This window comes from Corynebacterium sp. 122RC1 (assembly GCF_024580955.1).
Classification (GTDB): domain Bacteria; phylum Actinomycetota; class Actinomycetes; order Mycobacteriales; family Mycobacteriaceae; genus Corynebacterium; species Corynebacterium kozikiae.
The window spans coordinates 20607-43997 of sequence record NZ_JANIKD010000014.1; the positions used below are offsets into that span (position 1 = coordinate 20607).

General features: G+C 60.8%; 22 protein-coding genes and 1 pseudogene. 20 read left to right on the forward strand and 3 right to left on the reverse strand.

Annotated elements, in window-relative coordinates; genetic code table 11:
* Positions 1 to 62: 62 nt before the first annotated feature.
* The 11 genes and pseudogenes from ruvX to nusB all read left to right on the forward strand — a co-directional run.
* Positions 63 to 653 (forward strand): Holliday junction resolvase RuvX, encoded by a 591-nt coding sequence (gene ruvX, locus NQ050_RS07835; protein ID WP_257038733.1) that lies wholly within the window; start codon positions 63 to 65, stop codon positions 651 to 653.
* 261 nt (positions 654 to 914) lie between these two features.
* Positions 915 to 2063: an endolytic transglycosylase MltG gene (gene mltG / locus NQ050_RS07840; protein WP_257038734.1), complete on the forward strand. Its 1149-nt coding sequence runs from the start codon at positions 915 to 917 to the stop codon at positions 2061 to 2063.
* 55 nt (positions 2064 to 2118) lie between these two features.
* Entirely contained in the window at positions 2119 to 2961 is an 843-nt protein-coding gene (locus NQ050_RS07845) for a shikimate dehydrogenase (RefSeq protein ID WP_257038735.1), read from the forward strand.
* A gap of 137 nt (positions 2962 to 3098) precedes the next feature.
* On the forward strand, positions 3099 to 3527 hold the full coding sequence (locus NQ050_RS07850) for an A24 family peptidase (RefSeq protein ID WP_257038736.1): 429 nt from the start codon (positions 3099 to 3101) through the stop codon (positions 3525 to 3527).
* Between the two features lie 28 nt (positions 3528 to 3555).
* Complete coding sequence (gene aroC, locus NQ050_RS07855; RefSeq protein WP_257038737.1) at positions 3556 to 4785, forward strand: chorismate synthase; 1230 nt, start codon at positions 3556 to 3558, stop codon at positions 4783 to 4785.
* Positions 4786 to 5082: 297 nt separating this feature from the next.
* Positions 5083 to 5649, forward strand: coding sequence for a shikimate kinase (locus tag NQ050_RS07860; RefSeq protein WP_373456411.1), 567 nt, complete (start codon positions 5083 to 5085; stop codon positions 5647 to 5649).
* 60 nt (positions 5650 to 5709) lie between these two features.
* Positions 5710 to 6801 carry a 3-dehydroquinate synthase gene (gene aroB, locus NQ050_RS07865; RefSeq protein ID WP_257038738.1) on the forward strand — a complete coding sequence of 364 codons (1092 nt, stop codon included), beginning with the start codon at positions 5710 to 5712 and terminating at the stop codon, positions 6799 to 6801.
* Positions 6782 to 7246, forward strand: coding sequence for a type II 3-dehydroquinate dehydratase (gene aroQ, locus NQ050_RS07870; RefSeq protein WP_257038739.1), 465 nt, complete (start codon positions 6782 to 6784; stop codon positions 7244 to 7246). Before aroB ends, aroQ begins: the two co-directional genes overlap by 20 nt.
* Before the next feature lie 252 nt (positions 7247 to 7498).
* A complete protein-coding gene (locus tag NQ050_RS07875; protein WP_257038740.1) occupies positions 7499 to 8593 on the forward strand; it encodes an aminopeptidase P family protein in 1095 nt (364 codons plus the stop codon).
* A gap of 169 nt (positions 8594 to 8762) precedes the next feature.
* Positions 8763 to 9326, forward strand: coding sequence for an elongation factor P (gene efp / locus NQ050_RS07880; RefSeq protein ID WP_257038741.1), 564 nt, complete (start codon positions 8763 to 8765; stop codon positions 9324 to 9326).
* Between the two features lie 83 nt (positions 9327 to 9409).
* Positions 9410 to 10003 (forward strand): annotated as a pseudogene (gene nusB / locus NQ050_RS07885) (transcription antitermination factor NusB); the annotation flags it as partial.
* Positions 10004 to 10288: 285 nt separating this feature from the next.
* On the opposite strand, the gene NQ050_RS07890 reads toward nusB, so the two are convergent.
* The 3 genes from NQ050_RS07890 to NQ050_RS07900 are packed head-to-tail and all read right to left on the reverse strand — an operon-like array spanning position 10289 to position 12741.
* Positions 10289 to 10723, reverse strand: coding sequence for a hypothetical protein (locus NQ050_RS07890; protein ID WP_257038742.1), 435 nt, complete (start codon positions 10721 to 10723; stop codon positions 10289 to 10291).
* Positions 10720 to 11247 carry a YbjN domain-containing protein gene (locus tag NQ050_RS07895; protein ID WP_257038743.1) on the reverse strand — a complete coding sequence of 176 codons (528 nt, stop codon included), beginning with the start codon at positions 11245 to 11247 and terminating at the stop codon, positions 10720 to 10722. The genes NQ050_RS07890 and NQ050_RS07895 overlap by 4 nt, the downstream gene beginning before the upstream one ends.
* Before the next feature lie 12 nt (positions 11248 to 11259).
* On the reverse strand, positions 11260 to 12741 hold the full coding sequence (locus NQ050_RS07900) for a TIGR01777 family oxidoreductase (RefSeq protein ID WP_257038744.1): 1482 nt from the start codon (positions 12739 to 12741) through the stop codon (positions 11260 to 11262).
* 427 nt (positions 12742 to 13168) lie between these two features.
* On the opposite strand from NQ050_RS07900, the gene pyrR reads away from it, so the two are divergent.
* The 9 genes from pyrR to rpoZ all read left to right on the forward strand — a co-directional run bounded on the left by pyrR (position 13169) and on the right by rpoZ (position 23391).
* Complete coding sequence (pyrR, locus tag NQ050_RS07905) at positions 13169 to 13759, forward strand: bifunctional pyr operon transcriptional regulator/uracil phosphoribosyltransferase PyrR (protein ID WP_257038746.1); 591 nt, start codon at positions 13169 to 13171, stop codon at positions 13757 to 13759.
* Between the two features lie 3 nt (positions 13760 to 13762).
* Positions 13763 to 14704 (forward strand): aspartate carbamoyltransferase catalytic subunit, encoded by a 942-nt coding sequence (locus NQ050_RS07910; protein WP_257038747.1) that lies wholly within the window; start codon positions 13763 to 13765, stop codon positions 14702 to 14704.
* A 28-nt stretch (positions 14705 to 14732) separates the two neighbouring features.
* Positions 14733 to 16130: a dihydroorotase gene (locus NQ050_RS07915; protein WP_257038748.1), complete on the forward strand. Its 1398-nt coding sequence runs from the start codon at positions 14733 to 14735 to the stop codon at positions 16128 to 16130.
* Between the two features lie 54 nt (positions 16131 to 16184).
* On the forward strand, positions 16185 to 17339 hold the full coding sequence (gene carA, locus NQ050_RS07920; RefSeq protein WP_257038749.1) for a glutamine-hydrolyzing carbamoyl-phosphate synthase small subunit: 1155 nt from the start codon (positions 16185 to 16187) through the stop codon (positions 17337 to 17339).
* A gap of 26 nt (positions 17340 to 17365) precedes the next feature.
* A complete protein-coding gene (gene carB / locus NQ050_RS07925) occupies positions 17366 to 20719 on the forward strand; it encodes a carbamoyl-phosphate synthase large subunit (protein ID WP_257038750.1) in 3354 nt (1117 codons plus the stop codon).
* Positions 20720 to 20724: 5 nt separating this feature from the next.
* Positions 20725 to 21567: an orotidine-5'-phosphate decarboxylase gene (gene pyrF / locus NQ050_RS07930; RefSeq protein WP_257038751.1), complete on the forward strand. Its 843-nt coding sequence runs from the start codon at positions 20725 to 20727 to the stop codon at positions 21565 to 21567.
* Between the two features lie 572 nt (positions 21568 to 22139).
* Positions 22140 to 22463, forward strand: coding sequence for an integration host factor, actinobacterial type (gene mihF, locus NQ050_RS07935; RefSeq protein WP_257038752.1), 324 nt, complete (start codon positions 22140 to 22142; stop codon positions 22461 to 22463).
* Between the two features lie 3 nt (positions 22464 to 22466).
* Positions 22467 to 23045 carry a guanylate kinase gene (gene gmk, locus NQ050_RS07940; protein WP_257038753.1) on the forward strand — a complete coding sequence of 193 codons (579 nt, stop codon included), beginning with the start codon at positions 22467 to 22469 and terminating at the stop codon, positions 23043 to 23045.
* 67 nt (positions 23046 to 23112) lie between these two features.
* Positions 23113 to 23391, forward strand: coding sequence for a DNA-directed RNA polymerase subunit omega (gene rpoZ, locus NQ050_RS07945; RefSeq protein ID WP_257038755.1), 279 nt, complete (start codon positions 23113 to 23115; stop codon positions 23389 to 23391).

Here is a 23391-nt window from a genome sequence, read left to right on the forward strand (position 1 = left end):
AGAGCCGAGCAGTCACCATGCGTGCTGCTCGGCGCTTCGTTTCCCTTCCTTTGGAGCACACCATGGTAGAACACACACCACAGAGCCAACACGAGCAGTCCGACATACGCCCCGACACCCCGGGAGAAAACGACCCCGGAACGGGCCGGAGGCTCGCGCTCGACGTGGGTACGGTGCGCATCGGCGTTGCATATTCGGATCGCGCCGCGGTGCTTGCCAATCCATTGGAAACGGTGCAACGCACCACCAAGTTTCAGGACCCGGACGGCAGCGACATCCAGCGCATCCTCGAGCTGGTCCGGGAGCACCAGATCGTAGAAGTGGTGGTTGGGTTGCCCCGAAACCTCGACGGTTCCGGTTCCTCGAGTGTCCGCCATGCTCAAGACATCGCGCGGCGCCTAGAGCTGCAGCTTTCCCAACGCTCGCCGGAGGTACCCGTGCGCTTTGCCGACGAGCGGCTCACCACCGTCATGGCACACCAAACGATGAAGGCCACTGGCCTGAGCCAGAAGAAGGGCCGCAAGGTAGTGGACCAGATCGCGGCGGTGAACATTTTGCAGCAGTGGCTCGACGGGCGCTCGCGCACCCTCGCTCGCCTGGCTTTTGAGGCTGAACAGGCCGAACAAACTGAATGGCTCGATAGCCCGGAATAGTCCGAGCATTGCAGAGTTCCGGTGTTTTCCGGTGCTTTTGGCCGTGTTCCAGCGAGCACCTGGCGCAGGATTGCTGCTGATTGAAAAACCTTGGCCGTTTTTGCCCGCGCCTGCAGATCTTCTGCACGGTTTGCCTTAGGCTTATGGAAACTTCTGTTGTCTTGCGTGCCTTCTGTAGTGCGTGGAACAGCTACACCATTGTGCAGCACAGCCAACCGCTTCCTGGCATGTGCTGGGCGAACTAACAAGACAGGAACTTACATGCGCATGGAACCAACCTACGTCAAGCGCCGCCAGCGCGGCCTTGCCGTATTGATTACTACACTCATTTTGGTTGTGGGAGCCGTGGTGTATATCGGTGTGAATCGCTCCAGTGGGCCTGCCGATTTTGAAGGCCAGGGCAACGGGGTAGTAAAGCTGGTGGAGATTCAAGAAGGTTCCTCCATCTCCGCCCTGGGTCCTGAACTGGTGGAGTTGGGCGTGGTTGCCTCTGACGCCGCTTTCCAAACCGCAGCGCTTTCCAACCCGCAGGCCTCCAGCGTGACCCCAGGCTTCTACCGACTCCAGGAGGAAATGAGTGCTGAGGCAGCGGTGAGCGCACTACTCAACCCGGAAAATCAGGTTTCCATGTTGGACATTCCAGGAGGTGCCACCCTCATGGACGTCACCGTTGTGGGCGGTAGCACCACGCCGGGCATCTATTCCTTGATTTCCCAGGTCTCCTGTGAAGAGTCTCCTGGTGATTGCATCACTGTGGAGCAACTGCAGTCCGTTGCTGCCTCCACCAATCCGGCAGATCTTGGCGTGCCGGAGTGGGCCCGCGAGCAGGTGCTCGCACGCGGCGATGACCCGAAGCGCTTAGAAGGTCTCATTGTGCCCGGGCAGTACGTTGTGAACCCTGGTGCGGATGCCACCGAGGTGCTCACGGATCTGGTGACTCGTTCCGCTACTGCTTACACCAATACCGGTATCGTCGAACGTGCCCAAGCACTGGGCCTGAGCCCCTATGAGCTGCTCACCGCTGCCTCTTTGGTGGAGCGTGAAGCGCCGGCGGGTGACTTCAACCGAGTTGCCAGGGTGATCCTTAACCGTTTGGCGGTGCCGATGCGCCTGGAGTTTGACTCCACCGTGAACTACGGCCTGGCTGACCAAGAAGTGGCCACCACCGATGAGGACCGAGCAACCGTCACACCGTGGAACACCTACGCCATGGACGGACTGCCAGCAACGCCAATTGCTGCTCCTTCCATCGAGGCAATCGAGGCGATTGAGAATCCGGCTGAGGGTGACTGGCTGTTCTTCGTCACAATCGACGCCCAAGGCACCACCGTGTTCACCAACACCTTTGAAGAGCACCAGGCCGCAACCCAGGATGCGCTGAACAACGGCATCTTGGATTCCAACCGCTAAGCCCACAGCCCACAGCTCTCAGCCACTGCCCTGAGCCACAGAAGGAGCGCCCTCAATGCCCAAAGCTGCAGTCCTCGGTAGCCCAATTGGGCATTCTCTTTCCCCAGTGCTCCACAACGCCGGCTACCGCGCCGCTGGTCTTGAGGGCTGGAGTTTTGAAAGGGCCGAGGTCACCGAAGAAACCTTCGCCGAGTTTCTGGCTGAAGCAGGGGAGCAATACGCTGGCTTCGCAGTCACCATGCCCTGCAAGTTTGCGGCGTTTCGTGCCGCGGATACTCACAGTGAGCGGGCGCTTGCATTGGGCGTGGCCAACACCCTGGTTCGCTCGGAAGACGGCACTTTGTGGGCGGCGGACAATACCGACGTTGACGGCGTCCGCGGGGCGCTCGCGCAGCTCCTCCCCGAGGCTGAAGGCGATGCCTTGGCGGCTATTCGCGGGGCACAAGTAGCTGTGACAGGCTCCGGAGGCACAGCCCGAACCGTGGTGTGGACGCTTGCCCAACTCGGTGCTGCCAGCATTCGCGTGATCAACCGTTCGGACCGCCTGATGGAATTGAAAGACCTCGTGGCCGGAACTGCCACGCAATTGGAGTACCAGCCGGCCGCTGATCCCCAAGGTGTCTCCCGTGCAGCCCAGGATTCTCTCTTGGTGGTGTCTACTGTTCCCTCCGCAGGTATCGCGCACATTCTTGATGAGCTCGCGCAGGCCCCAGTATTTGACGTGATCTATGATCCCTGGCCAACCCCGCTGGTGCAGCGCGCTCAGGAACGCAACCTTCCTACGGTGGGAGGCCATATAATGCTGGCACATCAGGCATTCACCCAATTTGAGGCGATCACCGGCACCCCGGCGCCCAAGGAAGCAATGCTCGAGGCGTTGCAGCAAGCGCTGGCATAAACCGCACTGAGCCGAGCCGAGCCTGCCGCAACACTGAGCGGTGGCAGCCTTCCCGCAATCCCGGCACAATTGAGTACACCGGTAGGGACGGGCTACAGAGGGGGAGGCGAACAATCGTGTGGTTCGGGGTGTGTCTTGTGCTGTTTTGGGGATGGGCCAGTGCGTTGTGCTGGTGGGATGTGCGGGAACACCGGCTGCCAAACGTCCTCACGCTGCCCGCGGCGGCTGCTGTGTTGGGCCTTGGGCTCGTCGTACATCCTGCGGCACTGTGTGGCGCTGCCCTGTGGAGTGGTTTGTACGCTTCGCAGCGGGTGTTGCCTGGGGCGAAAGGTGCGATCGGCGGTGGGGACGTGAAGTTAGCTGTCACTCTCGGTGCTGTGTTGGGGTTTTGGGGGATCTTGCCGGTGCTGGGGGCGATGGCTATTGCGCAGGTCAGTACGTTGCTGGCGCTGGTGGCGGCGCGGCGGCAGGTGGTGGCACACGGCCCGCCCATGGTGTTGGGGACTGCGGTTGCGTTGGCTGCGGCTGTGAACTGGGGTAGTGCGGGGAGTTTCGTTTTCCTTTGACTGCGCGTGGCGTGCCATAATCGTGGGCATGCTTCGATGGACTACCGCTGGAGAATCCCACGGCCAGGCACTGGTCGCCCTCATTGAACACATGCCCGCCGGCGTCCCCGTGACCCGCGAGGACATTTCTTTTCAGCTTGCTCGCCGCCGCCTCGGCTACGGCCGCGGTGCCCGAATGAAGTTTGAGCAAGACGAGCTGACCTTGCTTTCCGGCATCCGCCACGGGCTCACCCTCGGTAGCCCGATCGCCATCATGATTGGCAATACCGAGTGGCCAAAGTGGACCACCATCATGTCCGCCGACCCTATCGACCTGAGCGATGAGGAAGTGGCAGCAGCCATGACCTCCGGTCGCGGCGCCAAGCTCACTCGCCCACGGCCTGGACACGCTGATTTTGCCGGCATGCTCAAGTATGACTTGGACGAGGTCCGCCCGATCCTCGAGCGTTCCTCCGCCAGGGAGACAGCCGCGCGCGTGGCCGCCGCGACCGTTGCGCGTAACTTCCTCCGCGAAACCTTGGGTGTGGAGGTGTTCTCGCATGTGATCAGCATCGGCGCCGCCCCCGAGTACGAAGGGGAGCAGCCAACCTTTGCGGATCTGGAAGCCATCGACGCCTCCCCAGTGCGCGCATTTAACCAAGATTCTGAGCAGCAGATGATCGCTGAAATCGAAGCGGCAAAGAAGGCCGGCGACACCCTCGGCGGCGTAGTAGAGGTGATCGTTGAGGGCCTGCCGATTGGTCTTGGCTCGCATGTGTCCGGCGAGGACCGCCTGGATGCCCAGCTCGCCGCCGCCCTCATGGGTATCCAGGCGATCAAGGGCGTTGAGGTTGGCGACGGCTTCAAGGAAGCCCGCCGCCGCGGAAGCGAAGCGCACGACGAGATGGGGCGCGACGAGCATGGCACTCACCGCCTGAGCAACCGCGCTGGCGGCTTGGAAGGTGGCATGACCAACGGAGAGGCCCTGCGAGTACGCGCCGCTATGAAGCCAATTTCCACCGTTCCCCGCGCGCTCAAGACCGTAGACATGGTCACGGGCAAACCTGCCACCGGCATCCACCAGCGTTCCGACGTCTGCGCGGTGCCTGCCGCAGGCGTTGTGGCAGAGGCAATGGTGGCATTGGTGCTGGCCCGGGCGGTGCTGCAAAAGTTCGGTGGTGATTCGCTGGAGGAGACCAAGCGCAACATAGCCGCATACCAGGAGCGAATCGCACAGCGCCTGCGTTTTGAGCAGGACGCGGACGCGCAAGAGGCTTAAGCGGCTTAAGCGGCACCACTACCTAGGACGGCACACTTGGGTAGGGTGCGTCACTTTGGCAAAAGCTAGGTTGCTGGCGCCAAAAGGACTAAATTAGATCGAAGCTGAGAAAGTGCTCAGGGTGCACGCATCGCGACGACCCCGCGAAACAGTGCCTGTACCTGTGCAACGACCCTAAGGAATCCTATGACGTTGAGTCCTTCCACCGAACGTTCGTTGGATGAAATTCCGGCCGCACCGCTGGACCTGGAGCAAGACGCCCTGGCTGCAGACGATCAGGCGCGCGCAAACGAGGTGCTGTGTGAGGCCCTCGATGAATCCCTTGAGCGCGAGGAAAAGCACACCGCACCCTCCAGCCGGACCATCGTGGTGTTGGTCGGTCCGCCGGGTGCCGGAAAGTCCACGATTGGCCGTAGGCTCGCGCGCGCACTCAACGCACCCCTGGTGGATTCCGATCATCTCATTGAGCAGGCCACGGGTAAATCCTGTGGCGAGGTGTTCACTGAACTCGGTGAGCCAGCGTTCCGCGAGCTTGAGGCCGAGCACGTGGCGTCGGCACTGCAAGAACGCGCGGTAGTGAGCCTCGGTGGCGGCGCCGTGATCACCGATTCCACCCGCGAGCTGCTGGCGGAACACCTAGTGGTGTGGGTGGATGTTTCCGCTGAGGAAGGCGCACGCCGCACCGCCGGGGAGTCCACGCGCCCTGTTCTCCACGCAGAGGACCCCGTTGCGCACTACACCCAGCTCATCAACACTCGCGCGCCGCTGTATCGGGAGGTCGCGGATTACAGGGCGCGTACCGACGGCCGCAGTCCCCAGCAAGTCGTAGCAGATATCCTGGGCTTCTTGGAGTCCTCGGAATAGTGTTGGCTGTGCGCAATCGCTGCGCGCGAAACCATAACAAACAAAGTAAAGGAAGCCACTGTGAGCACGTCACCAGCATTTGCCTCCACGATTGCAGTCAACGGCCAGGCGCCCTACGAGGTGCGTATTGGCCACGGCAACATTGAGGCGATTGCCAAGTTCGCGGCATCCACCGGTGCTCAGCAGGTGGGCTTGGTGCGCCAACCAACCCTGCGTGACTACTCACAGCGGCTCACCGCCGCGTTGGAGGCGCAGGGCCTCAAGGTGACCCCGATCGAGGTGCCGGACGCGGAGTTTGGCAAAACCCTGGACGTGCTGGGGGAGTGCTGGGACGTGCTGGGCGAGCAGGCCTTTAGCCGGGGCGACCTCATCATTGGTCTCGGCGGTGGGGCTGCGACGGACCTGGCTGGCTTTGTGGCCGCCTCATGGATGCGCGGCATCAAGGTGGTGCAGGTCCCTACCACGTTGTTGGCAATGGTGGATGCTGCGGTGGGTGGGAAGACCGGCATCAACACCAAGGCAGGTAAAAACCTGGTAGGCGCGTTCCATGAGCCCGCAGCAGTGTTTATTGACCTAGACCTCCTGGCCACATTGCCACACGATGAGCTGGTTGCCGGTTCCGCTGAGATCATCAAGACCGGGTTCATTGCAGACCCGGTGATTCTGGAGCTGTTCGAGCAGGACCCAGAGAAGGCTTTGGACCCTCAAGGCTTCCTGCCGGAGCTCATCTCACGTTCCGTTGCCGTGAAGGCCAACGTGGTGGGCCAGGACCTCAAAGAATCCAGCCTCCGCGAGATCCTGAACTATGGGCACACCTTCGGCCATGCCATTGAGTTGCGGGAAAACTACACGTGGCGCCACGGCAGCGCCGTGGCCGTGGGCATGATGTTCGTGGCCAACCTCGCGCACCAACGCGGCATGATCACCGAGGAACTGCTGCAACGCCACGAAAGCATCCTTGCTTCCGTTGGCCTGCCTACCCGCTACGCCGCAGGGCACTTTGAGGAACTCTACAAGGCCATGACGGTGGATAAGAAGAACCGCGGCGGCAACATTCGTTTTGTGGCGATCACCGAGGTAGGCCAGACCACCAGGATCACAGGGCCCACCACCGAGGAATTGGAGGCAGCGTATGCCGCAATCAGCAGCTAGTTCCAACATCAGTACCGTGTTGGTGCTCAACGGCCCCAACTTGAATCGCCTGGGCAAGCGGCAACCGGAAATCTACGGCGCCACCACCTTGGCCGATGTTGAAGAGGTGCTCAAAGAACATGGGCGCGGCGTTGGCGTTGAGGTGATTTGTAAACAGTCCAACCATGAAGGTGAATTAATCGACTGGGTGCATGAGGCCGCAGACAACTCCTGGCCGGTAATTATCAACCCCGGGGGATTGACCCATACCTCGGTGGCCTTGCGCGATGCGCTGGCGGAGGTAGCGGACGGGCCAGGCTTCATTGAGGTGCACATTTCCAACGTGCACGCCAGGGAGCCTTTCCGAGCTCACAGCTACCTTTCCCCAATTGCCCGTGGCGTCATCGCGGGCCTGGGCGTGAAAGGCTACGTTCTGGCTTTAGAAGCGCTGGTGGATCCCTCCTAAAGGCCCCTCGTCGGGTGTAACTTGAACCACAGCGCCGGCAGACGTCCGACCAGGAGGGGGTACGGCATGCCGCACTTCTCCTGTTTGCGTTCGCGGCTGCGTTACACTTTCCCAAGGCGCATACGCGCCTGCAGCATCCAAAGATGTGCGCAGTTGTGTAATTGCGCGCACCGTTGGGAGCATTGCTACCAGCGCCAAAGGGGCAACCCCCGTGCGCGCGTGAAATTGACGTGATTTTGAAAGGCATTCACCATGGCGCTTTCCGATACCCGCTTTAGCAACCGCCGCCGTGCACTGGCCGCAAAGTTGGCTAGCCAGCGCGTGGACACCATGCTGGTGACTCACCTCATCCACGTGCGCTACCTTTCTGGTTTCTCAGGCTCCAATGGTGCGGTGCTGGTGAACAAGGATCTCTCAGCAAAGATCTCCACTGATGGCCGCTACTTCACCCAAATCGCGGAGGAAGTGCCAGACATCGAGATGGTGGAGGGCCGCAACCCAGGTGTGAGCTTGCTCAAGCAGGTGGAAGGCCCACGCCGCGTAGGCTTTGAGGCGGACTTCGTTTCCGTCTCCGCCTTGGAGCAGCTCAAGGAAGCCGCGGGGGAGGAGATCACCTTGGTCCCTATTTCCGGGGTGATTGAGGAAATCCGCCTTACAAAGGACCCACTTGAGCTGGAACGCCTGGGCTTGGTTGCAGATCTGGCGAATTCTTCCCTGGCAGAACTCATTGCGGAAGGCGGCCTGCGCGCAGGAATCAGCGAAAAGCAGGTTGCGGCAGATTTGGAATACCGGATGCGCATGAAGGGTGCCGAACGCCCGAGCTTTGACACCATCGTCGCCTCCGGACCGAACTCCGCCAAACCACACCACGGCGCTTCTGACCGCATTATCGAGCACGGCGATTTAGTCACCATCGACTTCGGCGCGCATGACCGCGGCTTCAACTCAGACACCACCCGCACCTTTGTGATCGGCGAGGCCAGCGACTTTGCCAAAGAGATCTACCAGGTGGTCCTTGAGGCCCAGCTTAAGGGCGTGGAAGCAGCGGTGCCCGGTGCGGCGCTTGCCGACGTCGACAAGGCTTGCAGGGACGTGATCACCGCGGCGGGGTACGGTGAGTACTTTGTCCACTCAACGGGGCATGGTGTGGGGCTGGATCTCCACGAGGCACCCTACGCTGCAACTACTGGCACCGGAGTGCTTGCGCCTGGCATGACCCTCACCATTGAGCCGGGCATCTATGTGCCGGGCAAAGGTGGCGTGCGCATTGAGGACACTTTAGTGATTACCGAGGGTGTGCCAAAGAACTTGACTCGCGGCCTGCCCAAGGAGCTCCAGGTCCTCTAGACCCAAAGGCATGGCGTTGCTAGAAACAACCGCGCTGCTCATGTATGCTGTGTGATGTTCTTGGGGCGTGAGTGGGCGAACAACTCGCCTTCCGCCCCATTTGCATTGCACAGTTTTTTCATAACTCAAGATCAAAAGATCTCCCCTGATCCACCGTAAGGAACCTTTCGTGGCAACTACCGCAGATTTCAAGAACGGCCTTGTGCTGAAGATCGACAACAAGCTCCAGCAGATCGTGGAGTTCCAGCACGTTAAGCCAGGCAAGGGCCCGGCCTTCGTGCGTACCAAGCTGAAGGACGTTGTTTCCGGCAAGGTGACGGACAAGACCTTCAACGCAGGCGTCAAAGTGGAAACCGCAACTGTTGACCGCCGCGACATGACCTACCTCTACAACGACGGCACCTCCTACATCGTTATGGATGAAAAGGACTACGAGCAGATCGAGCTCGCTCCACACATCATCGGCGATGGCGCCCGCTTCCTGCTGGAAAACACCACCATCCAGGTTTCCTTCCACGAGGGCGAGCCACTGTTCGCTGAGCTTCCAATCTCCCTTGATCTGCGCGTTGAGCACACCGATCCGGGTCTGCAGGGCGACCGCTCCACCGGCGGCACCAAGCCAGCCACCCTGGAAACCGGCGCAGAGATCCAGGTGCCGTTGTTCATCGAGACCGGCAACGTGGTCAAGGTAGACACCCGTGACGGCTCCTACCTCTCCCGAGTAAACAACTAATGGAACCTTCTGAACACAGGCAGTCTCAATCGCAAGATCCCGACGCGGCAGGCAAGCCAGAGTCTCCGAGTATTCCAGAGGCGGTGGAAACGCCAGAGGCAGAAGTAGAGGCAGCGCGCCAGCGCAGCCAAGCTCAGCCTCGGCCGCGGGTGGGTTTCAAGCGCCACGGTTCGCGCTACCGCGCGCGGCGCCGCGCAGTGGACATCCTCTTTGAGGCAGAGGCCCGCGACATCGACCCGGTAGCAATTGTGGAAGATCGCGTCATGCTTTCCCACAATGACACCAACGGAGTTGCCCCGGTAAACCCCTACACCAAGCAGATCGTGGCAGGGGCAGCCGAGGAGTTGGACCGCATCGATGAGGTTATCGCGGCGCATCTCGCCGAGGACTGGACGCTGAGCCGAATCTCTGCGGTGGACCGCGCTGTTCTGCGCGTTGCGGTGTGGGAGTTGCTGTTCAACGAGGAAGTTCCCGTGGTCACGGCCATGGTGGAGGCAGTGGAAATCTCCAGCGAGTACTCCACGGACGACGCCCCGGCATACATCCACGCGCTGCTGGACTCAGTGGTGCAAAAGATCGACGACGCCCGCGCCGGCGTCTCATTCCTGGCCACCGAGGCAGAGGAAGAGGTTCATCAGGCTGCCGAAGTGGATGCTGAATTGGATGCCGATGCCGAAGCTGATGCCGATACTGAGATCGAGATCGAGATCGATCACGGCGACGATCACACGGACCCAGTTTCCGGCGAGGCCGAAAGTCACCTCGACAACCCGGTAGATGAACGGGAAGATCAACCGGATGTAGTAGCGGAAACTGCGGAACCAGAAGCCACTGAGTAGGCTCACTAAGCGAGCGGGCTGACGCGCTGAAACACCAGCAGGGAAGTATTGCTGGGAAAGGCGGGATTGCAAGCGATCCCGCCTTTCGGCATATCTCAAATTCCCTGAAACTCCTAGGGCAAACTACCTTGGCAGCGTAGTTGGGGGCTGCGTGCGCCTGGCAAACTGATTCAGGGTGTGCAGGAGGGCCTCCACGCTGCGCTTCACATGGTTGGAGAGCTGCTCTTTGGTCATACCTGCGGCAACCATGAACTCAGATTCCACCCGCAACACCACCGTGGGACCTGAGTACACCACGGACGCCCTGGTGAGTGGTGCTTCTAGGTTGAGCTCGTTGGCCACCACCATCGCCTCGGGGAAGGGAAGCTCAGGGGACCGGGTGGTTGGGTGGTCAGCGCGCACCACAATGGTTGAGGGAAACACCAAGAAATCACCCACCACGGGGCCAACACGGAAGGCAGCCCGGTGCTCGTCGATCTGCGTCAAGGTCATGCCATATTCGGCGTGTTCGGCCAGGAAGCGCTCCATTGTGACATGGAAAACTTCATTCGTGCTCATTGCTCGCCGCCTTCCTGCTGCTCAGTGGCGTCGCCGCTTTCCCACTGCACGAGCTCCGGGAATTGCTCGTCCAACCAGTTCATACTGCGTACAAAGGAATCAATACTGGTCACTACAAATGCCCCCGCTTGCATAAAACTCAATCCGGCGCGGACATCGAGCCAGCGGGAGACGGAAATCTTCAGGTTGTTGGCAACCGCCTCACTTTCTGGGGAGTTCGGGAAAAGCGAGGCCTGCTCAACGTAGGTCATTTTTGGATACATCATGGATGCGTTCCAGTCGTTGACGTGGATCATGACCGTGACGTGGTCTTCCCACGTGGGAGTGCCACGCCAATACGCATTGGCCATCAGCGTGCCTTCGTCCATCGCAAAGGTGACGGTGTGGCTTTCAAACTCCACCACGAGGACTTCCAAACCTTCGCTGGTGGTGCGCTGGTAGATGAGCATTTCTTCATCCAGCACCTCTGCGATCGTGTCGAGAGATGCGGGGATCACCTCTTTGAGGTTTCGCATGAAATCCATAGTGACTCAACCTTAATCCAGCGCTTCATCCAGCGCCTGATCGTGCCCGCCCCTTGCCTCCTCGGGTTGTTCAGCCTTCGTGGGGTCGGGCAGCAGTTCCTCGCCGCCAAGTTCGTGGGCAAGCGCCTGGTTGATGGTGCTGTGGCGGAACTGGAAACCGTGCATCTTCAACACCTGTGGTTGTACGCGCTGATTGGCAAAGGCGAGTTCGTCGGCGCCCTGGGCACCCAAGATGAGCTTCGGAGCGATGGAGGGGAGGGGAATAATCGACGGTCGCTTGAGCACCTTACCCAGTGCTGTAGCAAAGTCCGTATTGCTCACCGGATTGGGCGCCACCGCATTGATCGGCCCCGAAAGCGCGGGATCAAGCAGCGCCTGGACGTAGATGTCCGTGAGGTCATCAATGCTGATCCAGGAAAGCCATGGGCTGCGCTTCGCAAACGAACCTCCCAAGCCCACGTTGAACAGGCCTTTATACACCGGAAGGAGACCGCCCCGGCCGCTCAGCACCACACCGGTACGGATTTGGGCTGTGCGCACACCGCCATCTGTGGCTGCCTGGGTTGCCGCCTCCCACTCTTTGACCACCTGCGCCAAAAAGCCTTCGCCGTTGCCGGAAGATTCCTGGAGGATCTCGTCGCCGCGGTCGTGACCGTACCAGCCGATCGCCGAGGCACTAATCATCACCTTGCATTCTTTGGTCTCCGCAGCGAGTTTTGCCAAAGCAGCGGTGGGCCCCGTGCGCGAGTCCCTGATTGCGGCCTTGTGGGCGTCGTGAAAGCGCCCAAAAATGGGCTCCCCGGCCAGGTGAATGAGTGCATCAACCCCCTGAAGAAGCTCGGGGTGAGGGGAGTCAGGATTCCAGAGGCGTTGCTGGTCTTTGGGTTTGGAGCGCACGAGCTGCACCACGGTGATGCCGAGGGTCTGCAGTTGTGCGGTGAGCGCGCGTCCAACGAGCCCGCGGGAGCCGGTCATGGCCACAGTGCGAATCTTGCCGTTGCCGCCTTCGGATGTGGCATCCGTGGGGGAATTGAGCAGCGGCTGGAGGCTCAGTAGGCGCTGTATGTCGCCGAGGAGCTGGTGCTGGCGGTAGGCAAATAATGACACCAGGCTTTGGCCGGGGACGCGGGTGAACACCTCATCGGTGATAACGGTAGCTTCCGCCGTGCCGGCATCAAGACCCGGAACTGCCCCGGTGACCGGCGCGAAAGAGTGGACATGGCGCCAATTCGCGAGTGCTCGCACGGGGGCGGTCACGCAGACGTCGGTGAATTGGCGGCCCGGAATGTAGCCGGAGAGGTCGTGCTTCGCCTGCCAAGTCAGCCCCGCCGGCAGCGCAAAAGTGGTGGTGCCACGCGCCAGCGATTCCGCCTGAGCAACCGGAGTCATGGGCAGAAAACTTGGGGAGAGGCGCGCGACTGCACCCGGCCTGGTGTGCCAATCCCACACCAAGTCCAGCGGCGCGGGGATGATATGCGCTGCATGAAATGCCATGGGCCAGCCTTTCACTACTCGGTACAAAGCAACACTCGGAAGCAGCCCCGCGAGCATGTGCACCGCCACAAGCACGAACGACGCCACCAAGTCCGCAGCTCACAAAGTGTTCTTGGGTGTTGCGGTACGGCGCCTCCCGAAGGCGTTTGGCTCAGCGGGGGGAAAGCTCGAGAGGATTCTTGCAACAGCCTACAGAAGTTTTGCGGAGAAACTTTTCCCGCCACCAAGTTGGGCGCGCGGAGGGGGTGAGCGCTGCTAGTCAAAATGGTTGCGAAGTTGTAATATTTGAGCCAATGGCTTCCGCTGGCTTTCATGCTCGATTCCGCGCTGAATTCAATGCTGCATTCCATGCCGGGAGCTGAACACACAATTGAGTCCATTGGGCATCCTTTAAGGGCCGCACAGAGAGGCGGGAAAGGAGGTCACGATGAGTTCAGTAGGAAACGAGACGGTTGAGCTGCTCAGCAGCCAAGAAGTCTCGCGCACTATCGCACGCATCGCGCACCAGATTATTGAAAAGACGGCGCTTGATTCACCCCAGGCGTCAAAGGTGATGTTGCTCGGTATTCCCTCCGGCGGCGTGCCACTCGCAGAGAGCTTGGCCACCCGGATTGAGGAGTTCACAGGGGTGACGGTTCCCGTCGGATCCCTTGATGTGACCTTGTACCGCGACGACCTGCGCTCGAACCCACACCGAGCACTCCAACCCACCCGCATCCCCACCGGCGGCATTGAGGGGGCAACAGTGGTGCTGGTGGATGACGTCCTCTATTCCGGCCGCACCATCCGCGCCGCACTAGACGCGCTGCGTGACATCGGGCGGGCGGGCGTCGTTCAGCTTGCGGTTCTGGTGGATCGCGGTCACCGCGAGCTGCCCATCCGCGCAGACTACGTTGGCAAAAATCTGCCCACCGCAGCAGGGGAAGGGGTGAAAGTGCTGCTAGAGCCTATCGACGGGCGCGACGCCGTACTGCTCACCCGCCCCAAAGCCGCGCGGCAAGAAGAAACTGGAGCCTAAAAGATGAAGCACCTGCTTTCCATCGCGGATCTTTCCCGCGATGAAATTCTTGGCCTGATGGATGAGGCCGATAGATTCCGCGAGGCCTTGCTGGACCGGGAGGTGAAGAAGCTGCCCACACTGCGCGGGCGCACCATCTTCACCCTGTTCTATGAGAACTCCACTCGTACCCGCTCCTCTTTTGAAACTGCCGGAAAGTGGATGAGCGCGGACGTGATCAACATTTCGGCGTCTTCTTCCTCGGTAAAGAAGGGCGAGTCACTCAAAGACACCGGCCTTACCCTTTCCGCCATCGGCGCGGATGCGATCATCATGCGCCACTCTTCCTCCGGTGCGGCGCAGCAACTTGCGCAGTGGGTTGCCCCAGGTGGTAATGGTCCAAGCGTGATCAACGCGGGCGATGGCTCCCACCAACACCCTACGCAGGCACTGCTCGATGCAGTTACGATGCGCCAGCGCCTGGGGAATTTGGATGGGCGCAAAGTGGTGATCGTCGGTGATTGCCTGCACTCCCGCGTGGTGCGATCCAACGTTGACCTGCTTTCCACCTTGGGCGCGGAGGTGGTGCTCGTGGCGCCACCAACGCTGTTGCCCACCGGCGTTGAGCACTGGCCTGTGCGCACGAATGTGGACATGGACGCTGAGATTTCCGATGCCGACGTTGTGATGATGCTGCGCGTACAGCAAGAGCGCATGCACGGCGGGTTCTTCCCTTCCCACCGCGAATACGCAACGCTCTACGGGCTTTCCAAGGACCGCGCGGCGCGGCTGCAGGAACACACGGTGATCATGCACCCAGGGCCGATGCTGCGCGGCATGGAAATCAACTACGCCGTTGCGGATCTACCTGCATCTGCCGTGTTGCAGCAGGTCAATAACGGTGTGCACGCGCGCATGGCGGTGCTGTTCACCCTCATTGCTGGTACGGAGTCCCCGGGGTTCTAGGGAACCAGGGTGTTGTAAGGAGAAAAGAATGAACGATCAAGCAGATCAACAAAAGCACACCGAGTTCCCACCCACTGGCACGCTGGCGGCTCCTGCGCAAGGCCGGTTGCTGCTCACCAACGTGCGCCCCTATGGCGAGGGGGAGCCGGTGAATGTGCTCATCGAGGAGGGCAGCATCGCGGCGATTGGCGCTGACGCTGCCGCCGGTTCCGGCGTTGAGTCTGACACTGAAGGCGTGGAAGTGATCGACGGCAAGGGGGCTGTTCTGCTCCCAGGCCTGGTGGACATGCACGTCCACCTGCGCGAGCCCGGTCGCGAGGACACCGAAACAATTGCCACTGGTTCTGCAGCTGCGGCGAAGGGTGGCTTCACCGCGGTATTTACCATGGCCAATACCCAGCCGGTGATGGATCAACCGGTGATTGCGGAGTCGGTCTGGTTCAAGGGGCAGCAGGTGGGCCTGTGCGACGTGCACCCCGTGGGTTCCATTACCAAGGGGCTTCAAGGCGAGCAGCTCACCGAGTTCGGCATGATGGCTCGCTCTGAAGCCAAGGTGAGGATGTTTTCCGACGACGGCAAGTGCGTAGACAATCCACTGCTCATGCGCCGCGCCGTGGAGTACGCCAAGGGGCTGGATGTGCTGTTGGCGCAGCACTGCGAGGACCCACGGCTCACCGAAGGCGCGGTTGCCCACGAAGGTGAAACTGCAGCCAAGCTGGGTTTGCGTGGCTGGCCCCGCGTTGCCGAGGAATCCGTGGTGGCCCGTGACGCCATTTTGGCCCGCGACTACGGCAACCGCGTCCACATCTGCCACGCCTCCACCGAAGGCACCGTTGAGCTCCTCAAATGGGCAAAGAGCCAAAACATCCCCATCACCGCGGAAGTGACCCCACATCACCTCCTGCTCACCGACGAGCGCCTGGAAACCTACGACGGCGTGAACCGCGTGAACCCACCGCTGCGCGAAGAACGAGACACGGTAGCGCTGCGCGAAGCACTGCTGGAGGGCATTATCGACGTCATCGCCACCGACCACGCGCCGCATGGCTCTGAAGACAAGTGCTGCGAGTTCGAACACGCCAAGCCCGGCATGCTCGGCCTTGAAACATCCCTGCCAATCGTGGCCAAGATCTTCGTGGAATCCGGGCTGGCCGATTGGCGCTTTGTGGCCAAGGTGATGTCTGAGCGCCCCGCGGAAATCTTGAAGCTCCCAGGCCACGGCCGCCCGATTGCGGTAGGGGAGCCCGCCAACCTGGTGCTGGTGGAAACCGATTCCCCGTGGACTGCTCACGGTGAGCAGATGGCCTCCAAGGCCCAAAACACCCCGTATGAGGGGATGGAGTTTTCCACCAAGGTGGCAACCACCATGCTCCGCGGGCATGTGACCTGCCGCGATGGAGTGCCCAGCGCACCACGCAACGCATAAACCCAAAACGCTATTGCACAGATTGATCTGAAATCTTCTTTGAAAGGCAAGACCTTGCTCGCAGATTCCACAGCAACCCCAACCCCCACCAAGGCAGTGCTCGTGCTTGCCGACGGCCGCGCCTTTTACGGCCAAAGCTTTGGTGCCACCGGCACCACCTACGGTGAAGCGGTGTTCACCACAGCCATGACCGGCTACCAAGAGACCATGACGGACCCCTCCTACCACCGGCAGATCGTGGTGGCTACCGCCCCGCAGATCGGCAACACGGGCTGGAACGATGAGGACAACGAGTCCCACGGTGCCAAGATCTGGGTTGCCGGTTTGGTGATCCGTGACCTGGCAAACCGCGTGTCCAACTGGCGCGCTGAGCGCACGCTGGAAGATGAGATGATTGCCCAGGGCATCGTGGGCATCGCCGGTGTGGATACCCGCGCAATCGTGCGCCACCTGCGCAACTTCGGTTCCGTCTCCGCGGGCATCTTCTCTGGTGAACAGGCAAGCGCGCCAGTTGAAGAGTTGGTGCAACTGGTCAAGCAGCAGCCCGTGATGGAGGGCTTGGACCTGGCTGAGCAGGTGAGCACCCCGGAGCCCTACGTAGTGGAGGCAGAGGGGGAGCAGCGTTTCACCGTGGTGGCCTATGACATGGGCATTAAGACCAACACACCACGCAACTTTGCGCAGCGCGGTATCCGCACCGTGGTGGTTCCAGCGAACACCCCGTACGAGCAGATCACCCAATACAACCCGGACGGCGTGTTCATCTCCAACGGCCCTGGTGACCCTGCCACGGCAGACATCATGGTTGGTATCGTCGGCGATATTATCCGCGCCGGCATCCCACTGTTCGGCATCTGCTTTGGCAACCAGATTCTGGGCCGCGCGTTTGGGCTGAAGACCTACAAGCTGAAGTTCGGCCACCGAGGCATCAACGTACCTGTGCTTAACCACGTCACCGGAAAGATCGACATCACCTCCCAAAACCACGGCTTTGCCCTGGAAGGCGAGGCAGGCAAGGTGTTCAGCACCCCGTTCGGCGACGCACAAGTCACCCACACATGCCTGAACGACGGCACCGTAGAAGGTGTGGCCCTGTTGGATGGCTCGGCCTTCTCAGTGCAATACCACCCCGAAGCCGCCGCCGGCCCGCACGACGCCAACCCGCTGTTCGATCAGTTCTTTGAACTGCTCGAATCCCGCGCCAAATAACCCCCACCAGGAAAGGAAACCTATTCATGCCAAAGCGCAATGACCTCAAGCACGTCCTGGTGATCGGCTCCGGCCCGATCGTGATCGGGCAGGCCTGTGAGTTTGACTACTCCGGCACCCAGGCGTGCCGCGTACTCAAAGAGGAGGGCCTGAGGGTCACCCTCATCAACTCCAACCCGGCAACCATCATGACGGACCCAGAGTTCGCGGACCACACATATGTGGAACCAATCCAGCCGGAATACATTGAAAAGATTTTCGAGCGCGAAATCGCCCAGGGCCACCCGATTGACGCGGTGCTGGCAACCCTTGGCGGCCAAACCGCGCTCAACGCTGCAATTGCGCTGGACCGCAGGGGATCGCTGGAAAAGTACGGCGTGGAGCTCATCGGTGCAGATATCGATGCAATTGAGCGTGGCGAGGACCGCCAAAAGTTCAAGGACATCGTGGCAAAGGTCGGCGGCGAATCCGCCCGCTCGCGCGTGTGCCACAACATGGAAGAGGTCTATGAGACCGTTGAGGAACTCGGCCTGCCAGTGGTGGTGCGCCCCTCCTTCACCATGGGTGGCTTGGGCTCGGGACTTGCATACACCCGCGAGGATCTGGACCGCATTGCTGGCGGTGGCCTCGCCGCCTCGCCTGAGGCAAACGTGCTCATTGAAGAGTCCATCCTGGGCTGGAAAGAATTTGAGCTCGAGCTCATGCGTGACGGCGCAGACAACGTAGTGGTGATCTGCTCCATCGAAAACGTGGATGCCCTTGGCGTGCACACCGGTGACTCCGTGACGGTGGCACCTTCCATGACGCTCACCGACCGTGAATACCAGAAGCTGCGTTCCCTAGGTATCGCCATCATCCGCGAGGTTGGCGTGGACACCGGCGGCTGCAACATCCAGTTCGCCATCAACCCAAACGACGGGCGCATCATCACCATTGAGATGAACCCCCGCGTTTCCCGATCCTCGGCGCTGGCGTCCAAGGCTACCGGCTTCCCAATTGCGAAGATCGCCGCCAAGCTGGCCATCGGATACACCCTGGATGAGATCACCAACGACATCACAGGCGTGACCCCCGCGGCCTTCGAGCCCACCCTGGACTACGTTGTGGTCAAGGCACCACGCTTTGCCTTTGAGAAGTTCCCCGGTGCCGACGACACCCTGACCACCACCATGAAGTCCGTGGGTGAAGCCATGAGCCTGGGCCGCAACTACATCGCAGCCCTCAACAAGGTCATGCGCTCCCTGGAGGAGAAGCAGGCCGGGTTCTGGACCACCACCGATGAATTCTTTGCCGGCGAGCGCGCCCGTGACGTGGCTGCCGTGTTGGAGGATCTCAAGCGGCCTACCTCGGGGCGCATGTATGACGCCGAGCTCGCGCTGCGCCTGGGCGCGTCGGTAGACGAAGTCTTTGAAGCCTCCGGCATCGATCCTTGGTTCCTTGCGGAGCTGCAGGCGCTCGTCGAATTCCGCGCTGAGCTTGTGGAAGCTCCTGTGCTGGATGAGGAGCTGCTGCGCCGCGCGAAGTTCTTTGGCCTTTCGGACAAGCAGATCGCCGCGCTGCGCCCAGAATTCGCAGGTGAGGACGGCGTGCGTCGTTTGCGCTGGTCCCTGGGCATCCGCCCGGTGTTCAAGACCGTGGATACCTGTGCGGCCGAGTTCGAGGCCACCACTCCGTATCACTACTCAGCATACGAGCTGGATCCTGCCGCTGAGTCCGAGGTGCGCGAGCAGAAGGATAAGGAAAAGATCATCATCTTGGGTTCCGGCCCGAACCGCATTGGTCAAGGCATCGAGTTTGACTACTCCTGTGTGCACGCGGCGCTTGAGCTGTCACGCGTGGGCTATGAAACGGTGATGGTGAACTGCAACCCGGAGACCGTTTCCACGGACTATGACACCGCAGATCGCCTCTATTTTGAGCCTTTGACCTTTGAAGATGTGATGGAGGTCTACCACGCCGAGAGTCAGTCCGGCACCGTTGCGGGCGTGATTGTGCAGCTTGGCGGCCAGACTCCGCTCGGGTTGGCAGAGCGTCTGCGTGACGCCGGCGTGCCAGTGATCGGAACCAGCCCAGAGGCCATCGACCTGGCTGAGGACCGCGGCGAGTTCGGTGAAGTGCTGCGCAAGGCAGAGCTCCCAGCGCCGGCTTTCGGTACCGCAACCTCCTTCGAGGAAGCCAAGAGCGTGGCTCAGTCCATCGGCTACCCAGTGCTGGTGCGGCCTTCCTATGTGCTGGGCGGCCGCGGCATGGAAATCGTCTACGAGGAAGAGGCCCTCAAGGATTACATCAACCGTGCCACGGAAATCACCACCGACCACCCGGTGCTGGTGGACCGCTTCCTGGACTCCGCGATTGAGATCGATGTTGACGCGCTCTGTGACGGCGAGGAGGTGTACCTGGCCGGCGTGATGGAGCACATCGAGGAGGCAGGTATCCACTCCGGTGACTCCTCCTGCGCCCTGCCGCCAATGACCTTGGGCTACGAGGACATCGAGAAGGTGCGTCGTTCCACAGAGGCGCTGGCACACGGCATTGGCGTGCGCGGTCTCATGAACGTGCAGTTCGCGCTGAAGGATGACATCCTCTACGTGATCGAGGCCAACCCCCGCGCATCGCGCACCGTGCCGTTTGTGTCCAAGGCAACCGGCGTGCACCTGGCCAAGGCAGCCTCTCGCATCATGACGGGCTCCACGATTGCCGAGCTCAAGTCAGAAGGGATGATCCCCTCCGATTACGACGGAGGCTCGCTGCCATTGGACGCCCCAATCGCCGTGAAGGAGGCAGTGCTTCCGTTTAACCGCTTCCGCCGCCCAGACGGCACCATGCTGGACACCCTGCTCAGCCCGGAGATGAAGTCCACCGGTGAGGTGATGGGCTTGGCCGATAACTTTGGCGCAGCCTACGCGAAGGCCGAGGAAGGCGCGTTTGGCAAGTTGCCCACCGAAGGCACCGTGTTTGTGTCCGTGGCAAACCGGGACAAGCGCACCCTGATCTTCCCAATTCAGCGCCTGGCCTCCCTGGGCTTCCGTATTCTGGCCACCGCCGGCACCGCCGGCATGCTGCGCCGCAACGGTGTGCCTTGTGAAACGGTGTTAAAGCGCTCCGAGGCCGGCCCAGATGCGAACGATCGCTCCATCGTAGAGCTGATCCGCGATGGTGAAGTGGACCTGATCCTCAACACCCCTGCGGGTTCTTCTGGTGCGCGCCACGACGGCTACGAGATCCGTGCCGCTGCCGTGAACGTGGGTGTACCGCTGATCACCACCGTGCAGGGCGTCACCGCAGCCGTACAGGGCATTGAGGCGCTGCAGGCGGGTGAGCTCGGCGTTCTGGCGCTGCAAGAGCTTGAACACGCTCCCTCTACTGGTGCGAAGGCTTAATCCAGATGGAGCGACAGCACAGCGCATTCGGTGAGCAGCTCCTAGCCGCGGGCAAGGCCCACGGCAGGCTCTGCGTAGGGATTGACCCTCACCGCGGCCTGCTTGAGGCCTGGGGTTTGCAGGCAGATATTTCCGGCTTGCGTACCTTCACTCAGGCTTGCGTGGAGGCTTTTGCTGGGCACGTTGCGCTGGTCAAGCCCCAGGTGGCCTTCTTCGAGGCATTCGGTTCTCAGGGGTACGAGGTGCTAGAAGAGTGCATCGCGGCCCTGCGCGAGGCCGGCACGCTGGTGCTCGCCGACGCCAAACGTGGTGACATCGGCTCCACCATGGCTGGCTATGCCCAGGCTTGGCTTGAGTCGGGTTCACCTTTGGAATGTGATGCCGTGACGGTGTCCCCGTACCTCGGGTTTGGGTCTTTGGCGCCGGCCATTGAGTTGGCCGAGGAGCATGGCAAGGGCCTGTTTGTACTCGCCGCGACCTCCAACCCAGAGGCACGTGAGCTTCAGGACCAGCGCAACCCCCAGGGTGTAAGCATTAGCCAGCAAATGGTGGATGCCGCGGCGCAGCGTAACGCCGCCCAGGTTGCTGCAGGGAGCCGGGTGGGCAACATTGGCGTGGTGGTGGGGGCGACTCTGGCGAAGCCGCCGGAGTTGTCTGCACTGCAAGGCCCCGTGCTGCTCCCAGGGGTCGGAGCGCAGGGCGCTGGCCCTGAAGATGTGGCTCGAATCACCGCAGGCGTAGAGGAGCTCTCCTTTGCCAACGTGTCGCGTGCCGTGCTTGCCGCCGGTCCCGATGTGGCGGCCTTGCGTCGGGCTGCGCTGGCGGTGGCTGAAGAGTTGGGAAGCTAAGCACCCAGCGTGCTTTTGTTGAGCAGGTCCAGCGAGCGTGCCAGTTCGATGTGCGCGACCTAGTGCTGCAAAACAGGGCGCTGTGAGGAGAAGGCTTAAGGTAACGCTACGGTAAAGTAGCAGGTCAGGGCCGTAGTGTGAACCGCGGGTGGGCAAGTAGCTCACCTGCGGTTTTGTGTTTCAAAAAGGCCGATTACCTACGGTTTTATACTTTGGTGTTACACTAGGGCGGCAACAACGTTACATCGCTGAGATTTCATCAGGCTTTGCCCTCAGGTTTGCCTGGTGGCGAGCTCGGAAGCTCGCGCTCCCAACACTGCATCGCTGCAGCTTTCATTATCACTGTGCAAACAGTTTGAGTGGTTGGCAAAAGCGGCTAAGGTGGTGCGAGATCTCAATGATCTCAACGATTGTGAGGTTGGCTGGATGGGAGTTGTAACTCGCCGAGGCAACACTGCGGCCGTTTAGCCGGGCTGTGCCCAAAGGTGGGATATGATCACCAAGCACCTTCAGCAATGTGCTGGAGGAATGAACAAACGTACATGTGAATTTTTTTCGAATCGGAGGAACCCGTGGCCCTTCCACAGTTGACTGACGAGCAGCGCAAGGAAGCCCTCGCAAAGGCAGCAGAGGCACGCAAGGCTCGTGCAGAGCTCAAGGAGCAGCTCAAGCGCGGCGACGTTACCCTGAAGGAGGTCCTGGACAAGGCCTCTTCTGACGAAATCATTGGCAAGACCAAGGTTTCTGCGCTTCTGGAGTCCCTGCCAAAGGTTGGCAAGGTGAAGGCTAAGGAGATCATGGACGAGCTGGAGATCGCTCAGACCCGCCGTCTGCGTGGCCTTGGTGACCGTCAGCGTCGTGCCCTGCTTGAGCGCTTCGGCTTCCTCGAGGACTAATCAGTGCAAGGCGAACAGAACAACGGCCATTTGGTAGTGCTCTCCGGTCCCGCCGGAGTGGGTAAGTCCACCGTAGTTCGTCGCCTGCGCGAAGAGGTTCCAAACCTTTACTTTTCAGTCTCCATGACCACCCGGGCCCCGCGCCCAGGTGAAGTAGAGGGGCGGGACTATTTCTTTGTAACCCCAGAGGAGTTCCAAGCCAAGATTGACCGTGGGGAGATGCTGGAATGGGCAGACATCCACGGTGGCCTCCAACGCTCCGGCACCCCAGCGGGCCCGGTGCGCCAGGCAATGGAGGAAGGGCGCCCCGTACTTCTTGAGGTGGACCTGGCAGGTGCTCGCAGCGTTGCACAGCAACAACCCGACGCCCACCTGGTCTTCCTCGCGCCCCCATCCTGGGATACCTTGGTGGAGCGCCTCACCGGGCGCGGTACGGAAACTGAAGAGGTGATTACTCGCCGCTTGGAAACCGCCAAGTACGAGTTGGATCACCAACATGAGTTTGGCCATATTGTGGTCAACCATGATGTGGATGATGCCGTAGCGGAGATCGCCTCGATTCTCCTCGGCAACATGGCCTAAGATGGTAGCTTTATACGGGCTATCGGGCCTGAAGAATGTGTGAAACAAGAAGGTGGCAGTAACTACTGTGAGCAACGTGACCGAGAACAATGATGGCGTTTTTGATACCCCAGTTGGTATCACCGCACCACCGATCGATGAGCTGCTCAAGCGCGTATCCTCCAAGTACGCCTTGGTGATTTTCGCGGCGAAGCGTGCGCGCCAGATCAACAGCTTCTACCAGCAGGCTGGTGAAGGCGTGTTTGAGTTCATCGGACCGCTGGTAACCCCAGAGTCTCAGGAGAAGCCACTTTCCATCGCATTGCGAGAGATTGAAGCCGGTTTGCTCGACCACGAAGAGGGCTAA

Bases quoted from the DNA above. Each gene is read 5' to 3' on its own strand.
- ruvX (WP_257038733.1), top strand. From the start codon at position 63: ATGGTAGAACACACACCACAGAGCCAACACGAGCAGTCCGACATACGC.
- mltG (WP_257038734.1), top strand. From the start codon at position 915: ATGCGCATGGAACCAACCTACGTCAAGCGCCGCCAGCGCGGCCTTGCC.
- NQ050_RS07845 (WP_257038735.1), top strand. From the start codon at position 2,119: ATGCCCAAAGCTGCAGTCCTCGGTAGCCCAATTGGGCATTCTCTTTCC.
- aroC (WP_257038737.1), top strand. From the start codon at position 3,556: ATGCTTCGATGGACTACCGCTGGAGAATCCCACGGCCAGGCACTGGTC.
- aroQ (WP_257038739.1), top strand. From the start codon at position 6,782: ATGCCGCAATCAGCAGCTAGTTCCAACATCAGTACCGTGTTGGTGCTC.
- NQ050_RS07875 (WP_257038740.1), top strand. From the start codon at position 7,499: ATGGCGCTTTCCGATACCCGCTTTAGCAACCGCCGCCGTGCACTGGCC.
- NQ050_RS07890 (WP_257038742.1), bottom strand. From the start codon at position 10,723: ATGAGCACGAATGAAGTTTTCCATGTCACAATGGAGCGCTTCCTGGCC.
- NQ050_RS07895 (WP_257038743.1), bottom strand. From the start codon at position 11,247: ATGGATTTCATGCGAAACCTCAAAGAGGTGATCCCCGCATCTCTCGAC.
- NQ050_RS07900 (WP_257038744.1), bottom strand. From the start codon at position 12,741: ATGGCATTTCATGCAGCGCATATCATCCCCGCGCCGCTGGACTTGGTG.
- pyrR (WP_257038746.1), top strand. From the start codon at position 13,169: ATGAGTTCAGTAGGAAACGAGACGGTTGAGCTGCTCAGCAGCCAAGAA.
- NQ050_RS07910 (WP_257038747.1), top strand. From the start codon at position 13,763: ATGAAGCACCTGCTTTCCATCGCGGATCTTTCCCGCGATGAAATTCTT.
- NQ050_RS07915 (WP_257038748.1), top strand. From the start codon at position 14,733: ATGAACGATCAAGCAGATCAACAAAAGCACACCGAGTTCCCACCCACT.
- carB (WP_257038750.1), top strand. From the start codon at position 17,366: ATGCCAAAGCGCAATGACCTCAAGCACGTCCTGGTGATCGGCTCCGGC.
- pyrF (WP_257038751.1), top strand. From the start codon at position 20,725: ATGGAGCGACAGCACAGCGCATTCGGTGAGCAGCTCCTAGCCGCGGGC.